This is a genomic window from Rhizobacter sp. (genome assembly GCF_031412495.1).
In the GTDB taxonomy this organism is placed as follows: Bacteria; Pseudomonadota; Gammaproteobacteria; order Burkholderiales; family Burkholderiaceae_C; genus Schlegelella_A.
The window spans coordinates 1-5,785 of record NZ_JANODC010000493.1 but is presented as its reverse complement, the minus strand read 5'-3'; the positions used below and the strand labels follow the sequence as shown (position 1 = coordinate 5,785).

General features: G+C 71.4%; 6 protein-coding genes. 1 reads left to right on the top strand and 5 read right to left on the bottom strand.

What is annotated here, in order from left to right; all coding sequences use genetic code 11:
- Window positions 1–421 (bottom strand): (2Fe-2S)-binding protein (locus AC30N0_RS18495; RefSeq protein ID WP_489519354.1); only part of this gene is annotated, 421 nt, incomplete at its 3' end.
- A gap of 99 nt (window positions 422–520) precedes the next feature.
- Here AC30N0_RS18495 and AC30N0_RS18490 point away from each other — a divergent pair.
- A complete protein-coding gene (locus AC30N0_RS18490) occupies window positions 521–1,534 on the top strand; it encodes a porin (protein WP_489519353.1) in 1,014 nt (337 codons plus the stop codon).
- 16 nt (window positions 1,535–1,550) lie between these two features.
- On the opposite strand, the gene AC30N0_RS18485 is transcribed toward AC30N0_RS18490, so the two are convergent.
- The 4 genes from AC30N0_RS18485 to AC30N0_RS18470 form a co-directional block, all read right to left on the bottom strand.
- Window positions 1,551–3,260 carry a M14 family metallopeptidase gene (locus AC30N0_RS18485; protein ID WP_489519352.1) on the bottom strand — a complete coding sequence of 570 codons (1,710 nt, stop codon included), beginning with the start codon at window positions 3,258–3,260 and terminating at the stop codon, window positions 1,551–1,553.
- Between the two features lie 45 nt (window positions 3,261–3,305).
- The gene (locus tag AC30N0_RS18480; protein WP_489519351.1) at window positions 3,306–4,064 is read right to left on the bottom strand and encodes a class II glutamine amidotransferase; all 759 of its coding nucleotides are present in this window, start codon (window positions 4,062–4,064) and stop codon (window positions 3,306–3,308) included.
- Window positions 4,065–4,152: 88 nt separating this feature from the next.
- Window positions 4,153–5,379 (bottom strand): RNA polymerase sigma factor, encoded by a 1,227-nt coding sequence (locus AC30N0_RS18475; protein WP_489519350.1) that lies wholly within the window; start codon window positions 5,377–5,379, stop codon window positions 4,153–4,155.
- A 2-nt stretch (window positions 5,380–5,381) separates the two neighbouring features.
- Window positions 5,382–5,744 carry a YciI family protein gene (locus tag AC30N0_RS18470; RefSeq protein WP_489519355.1) on the bottom strand — a complete coding sequence of 121 codons (363 nt, stop codon included), beginning with the start codon at window positions 5,742–5,744 and terminating at the stop codon, window positions 5,382–5,384.
- Window positions 5,745–5,785 lie beyond the last annotated feature (41 nt).

The following is a 5,785-nucleotide window of genomic DNA, read 5'->3' as shown; positions in this document are numbered from 1 at the left end:
GCCGCGGGTAGGTGCCGCAGCGGCAGATGTTGTCGATCGCCGCATCGATCTCGGTGTCGCTCGGCCTGCGGTTCCTGGCCAGCAGCGCGGCGGCCGCCATCAGCATGCCGCTCTGGCAATAGCCGCACTGCGGGACCTGGTGCACGGCCCAGGCGCGCTGCAAGGCATGCGGGCGTTCCTTCGAGCCGAGCGCCTCGATGGTGACGACGCGCCTGCCCCGCAGCGACGCCATCGGCGTCACGCAGGAGCGGACCGCGGCCCCGTCGACGTGCACGGTGCAGGCGCCGCAGGCGCCGACGCCGCAGCCGAACTTGGTGCCGGTGAGCCCGAGCAGATCGCGCAAGGCCCACAGCAGCGGCAGGGCGGGCTCGGCCAGGTCATCGGGCAGGCTGCGTCGCGTGCCATTGACGAAGAGCTCCAACAGCGATCCTCCGGGTGAGGCGCGATTGTCGCGGTGGGCCAGAATACGAACGGCGCTGTCGGTCCGAAGCCGTTTTCGTCCTGACCCGAGGTGTTGCGAATGTCACGTTCGATCTGTTCGGCTGTCGTCGGCGCCGTTCTCTGGGCCTGCAGCTTCTGCGCCCTGGCGCAGAACTCGCTGCTGTACGGCCTGATCGATGCATCGGCGAGCCGCGTCCGCCCGCTCGGCGGGTCGGGCCGCTGGCAGCTCGATGCGAGCAACATGTCGCGCAGCTACCTGGGCTTTCGCAGCAGCGAAGACCTCGGCGGCGGCCTGCGCGCCGTGTTCAGGCTGGAGTCCTACCTCGGCAACGACACCGGCACGGCCGGCCGCTTCGGCGGCGACGGCTTCTTCGCGCGCGAGGCGAGCGTCGGTCTGGCCGGCAGCTTCGGCACAACCGTGCTCGGCCGGACCGCTTCGCCGCTTTATCTCTCGACGGTCATGTTCAACCCGTTCGGCGAATCGCCCGGGTTCTCGCCGAGCGTGCGCCAGTACTTCGGCGGCACGGTGCTGGGCGACACGCGCTGGAACAACTCGGTCTGGTACACGAACAACGTGCGCGACGCCCCGCTGCGCATCAACCTGGCGGCCAACGCCGAAGAGCAGGACCCGGGCTCGCGCTCGACCGGCCGCAACCTGGGGCTCAGCGTCGCCTATCTGAACGGCCCCTTCGCTGCGTCCGTCGCGGTCGAGCGGATCAAGAACAGCGCGCTGCCGCTGCCCGCCGGCTTCAGGCGCCAGGTGGCGATGCAGGCCGGCGCCAGCTACGACTTCAGCTTCGTCCGCCTGTACGGGCAGGTCGGGCGGGTCAAGACCGACGCCGCCGCCTACGAGCGCACGACGCTCTACCAGGTCGGGGCCGCCGTCCCGCTCGGCAACAGCCTCATCCTGGTCGCCTACGGCCGTTCCCACCTCACCACGCCGCTGTCGGGAACGACCAACCGCACGTTCTCGCTCGGCTACGACTACTTCCTGTCCAAGAACACAGACATCTACGTCGCCGCCCTGCACGAGAAGCTGAGCTTCGTCTCCTCCGGGAACGCGGTCGCCGGCGGCGTGCGCCTGCGCTTCTAGGGCGCCGCTTCGGGTCTCAGTCGAGCACGACCTCGGCGCGCACCGCGCCGGCGCGGTCGGCCCGGGCGGTGAGGGCCAGCCGCGTCCCCTGCGAGGCCCGAACCACCCACTCGCCGACGGCGCGGTCGGCCGTCACCTCGCGGTTCGGCAGGAAGGCGTTGAGCGAGTTCTTCGGCGCATGGCCCTCGAGGTGCGGCCCCTCCATGCGCGGCTTGCCGCTCAGCAGCGACACCGACGCGTCGCCCGCCGGCAGCTCGATCTCGAACATCACGCCGCGCACGGTCTTGCGCGCCAGCGCCCGCTTCGTCACGTAGGCCGGCAGCCAGCCGCTGTTGGCGACCGCGATGCGCACGCGCCAGGTGTCCGGGCCGAGCGCCCGCACCTCCGTGCGCAGCAGCTCGAGCTTCGGCAGCGACAGGGCGATCGTCGTCATCCACTTCGGGAACCGCGCCGCCTCGCGCTCGCGCAGCTGCGGCGGCGGGTTGCGCCAGAAGTTCATCTTGTCCCAGCCGCCGATCTCGACGGCGCCGAGCTGCGGGTGCATGAACGGCTTCCAGTCGACGTGCGCCTGGCCTTCGCAGTGCTCGTCGCTCCACTTGATGAGCTTGAGGTCGTCCTCGACCGGGTGCTCGCGGTACCAGTCGATCCACTTGTAGTCGGCGATGCCGGCTTCCTTGTTCGGCGCCCAGATCTCGACCACCCAGAACAGCGCCCCGAGGTGCTCGTAGACCCAGTCCTGGGTACCGGTGATGACGTCCTTGGGGTGGTACTTGAAGTCGTGCCAGATGCTGATCGCGGGGTAGCCGGTGAGCTTCGCGCCGATCTCGCTGAAGCGCTTGATCGACCACAGGTCCTCCGGGATCATGTCGTCGTCGCTCTGCGTGCCCATCGGGCGCAGGATCACGCCGCTGTGCGTGTGGTAGCTGATCGCCGCGCCGATGTTCGGGTGCCTGACGACGAAGTCGACCATCGCCTTGACTTCGGGCTCGCTGGTCGGGTAGTCGCCGGCGCCGACCTGCTCGAACTCCTGGCGCCAGAACGCGGGGAAATTGCGGTTGAGGTCGAGCCCTTCGAGGTCGGCGTTGACCTTGATCGAGAGCCCGTCGTAGTTCGTGATCAGGCCCTCGGGCATCAGCCGGAAGTACTCGCCGCCGGACTCGCCCGGCTCGCGCGCGACCATCAGGCGTGGTTCCTGGGCGCACTTCTTCCAGGTGCCGTGCGGGTCGGGCACGCGCATGAAGAGGATGCGGCCGTCGCCGTCGATGTCCTCGGCGGTCAGGCCGTCGACCGGCTCCTCGTCGAACGGATACGGCCGCGTCGACGAGCGGATGTGGCGCGGCCGGTCGGCCAGGGCCAGCTCGGCGCCGTCGGGGTTCAGGCGCGGGCAGAGGTAGATCGTGCGGGTGTCGACGACGCGGGTGATGTCCGGGTCGCTGCCGTACTTCGTGAGCAGTTCGTGCAGGAAGTACAGCACCGCCGTCGATGCGGTGAGCTCGGCGGCGTGGATGTTGCCGTCGGTCCAGAACGCCGGCTTGTCCTCGGCCGCGCCGGTGGCCAGGTGGGTGACGGTCACGACCCAGATGTCGCGGCCCTCGTGGCTCTTGCCGATCGACTCGACCGCGACCAGCTTCGGGTAGGCCCGCGCGTAGGCGGCGAGGAGCTGGGTCAGTTCGTCGTGCTTGTAGAAGACATCGAAGCGCGGGGTCGGCGAAGCGGGTGGCGTCATGTGTGGGGGGCGGGGGGCGGGCGCGAAGGCGGCAGGGTAGCGCAATCAGCGCACGCTCCAGGCGCCGTCGACGAAGACGCGCATCTCGCCCGCCGCGAACGGGTGCCAGCGCTCGTCGCGGGTCAGCGGCTCGGTCACGACGATGGCGACGCGGTCGCTCGGCGAGGTGTGCTGGGCGAAGTCGACGGTGACGTCCTCGTCCTGCAGCGAGGCGCGCGCGAAGGGATGCTGGCGGACGATGTGGAAGAGCTGCGTCGAGCAGTGCGCCCAGAGCGCCTGGCCGTTGCCGAGCATTGCGTTGAACGTGCCGTGAACAGCGACCTGCGGCAGCAGCTCGCCGAGCGTCGCGCTCAGCTCGTCGATGTCGGGCACGGTGGCGTGCGCCTTGGCGAGTTCCTGCATGAGCCAGCAGAAGGCGCGCTCGCTGTCGGTCTCGCCGACCGGCCGGAACGCGCCGTGCAGTCGCGGCGCGTAGCCCTTCAGGTCGCCGTTGTGCGCGAAGACCCAGTAGCGGCCCCAGAGCTCGCGCACGAAGGGATGGGTGTTCTCGAGCGCGACCCGGCCCTGAGTTGCCTTCCGGATGTGGGCGACGATGTTCTCGCTGCGGATCGGATAGCGCCGGACCATCTCGGCCACCGGCGACTCGCGCGCGCTCTGCACGTCGACGAACAGGCGCACGCCCTTGTCCTCGAAGAAGGCGATACCGAAGCCGTCCTTGTGCTCCTCGGCGCGGGTCGCGAAGCCGGTGAAGCTGAACATCACGTCGGTCGGCGTGTTGGCGTTCATGCCGAGGAGCTGGCACATGGCGGCGGCGGGGGAGGGGGAGGGGCGAGGAGCTGTCATTCTGAGCGGAGCGAAGAATCCCGGCCCGCGATCAGATCCTCCTCTTCGCTCAGGATGACAGGGGTTGGCGCTGCAGAAACCGGCGCACCGCCGGGTCAGTGCTGAGGCCGATCGCGCGCTCGCGCGCCATCAGCTCGGTCGCCGCGTCGCCCTCGCCCGCCGCGAAGTGGGCGAGCGCCGCCCAGTACGGCTGGTAGCTGGCGACGTCCTTCGCGGCGAGCCCGGCGAGTGCCGCCCGCCCCGCGGCCGGGCCGCTCGCGGCGGCGACGGCGCAGGCGCGGCTCACGATCGCGCCGATCGTCGGCCGCAGCGAGACCAGCGTGTCGTAGAGGGCGACGATGGCGGCGTCGGGCACGGGCGCGCCGAGGCGCCGGTGCGTGTGCGCCGACTGGATCGCCGCCTCGATCTGGAACGCCCCGGGCGCCTCGAGCGCCGCCGCCTTGCCGAGTGCCGCCTCGGCGACGCCGATCAGCTCGCCGTCCCAGCGCGACGTGTCCTGCGCCGCCAGCGCAACGTAGTCGCCGGCCTCGTCGCGCCGGGCCCGCGTCCGCGACTCGCAGAAGGCGAGCAGAGCGAGCAGGCCCCACGCCTCGGCGGCATCGGGAACGAGACGGACGAGCATCGCGGCGAGCGTCAGCGCTTCCTGCGCCAGGCCGTGCCGCGCCGCGTCGGCCCCGGCCACGTCGTCCCAGCCGGTGCCGTAGGCGGCATAGACCGCCTCCAGCACGTCGGCGAGCCGGGCCGGCCACTCGTCGGCGTCGGGCACCGCGAAGGCGATCCCGGCACGGCGGATCTTGGTCTTGGCGCGGACCAGGCGCTGCGAGAGCGTCGCCGGCGCGACCAGGAACGCCGAGGCGATGCGCGCCGCGTCGAGGCCGAGGACGGCCTGCAGCATGAGCGCGGCCCGCGCCTCGGCAGCGATGGCGGGATGGGCGCAAACGAACATCAGCTTGAGGCGCTCGTCGGGAAACTGCGGCTCGGTTGTCGCCGCGAGCTCGCCGAAGACGATCTCGAGCGTGGCCTCGGCGTCGGCCTCGACCCGGCGGCGGCGCCAGCGGTCGTGCAGGCGGCGCCGCGCCGCGGTCAGCAGCCAGGCCTCGGGCGCATCGGGGACGCCGTCGACCGGCCAGTGCGCGAGCGCCGCTGCGAAGGCGTCGCCGAGCGCGTCCTCGGCGCCGGCGATGTCGTGCGAGCGGGCCGCCAGATAGGCGACCAGGCGGCCGTAGCACTCGCGGGCGACGGCGGCCGCGGCGTCGGCAACGGCGCCGCCCGCCACGCTCAGCCCTGCGGCGGGGGCGGCAGCACCGGCCGCACCTCGACGCCGCCGGTGGCCGCGCACGGCGCCCGCGCGGCCCAGGACAGCGCCGTGTCCAGGTCGGGCACGTCGATGACGAAGAAGCCGGCGAGCTGCTCCTTGGCGTCGGCGAACGGGCCGTCCTGGACGCGGCGCTTGCCGTCGGCGACGCGCACCGTCGTCGCGGTGGCGGGCTCTTCGAGCCCGGCGCCGCTCTTGACGATGCCCGACTGGTGCATCGCCCCGACGTAGGCCATCCAGCCGGCCCAGTAGGGCTGGCTGCCGGCGGCGTCGCGGCGCTGCTCGAACTGCTTCGAAGGCTCGTAGAACATCAGCATGTAGTCCATGGTTCTCCTCGATCGGTGCGCGAGCGAAACATCTCGCTCGG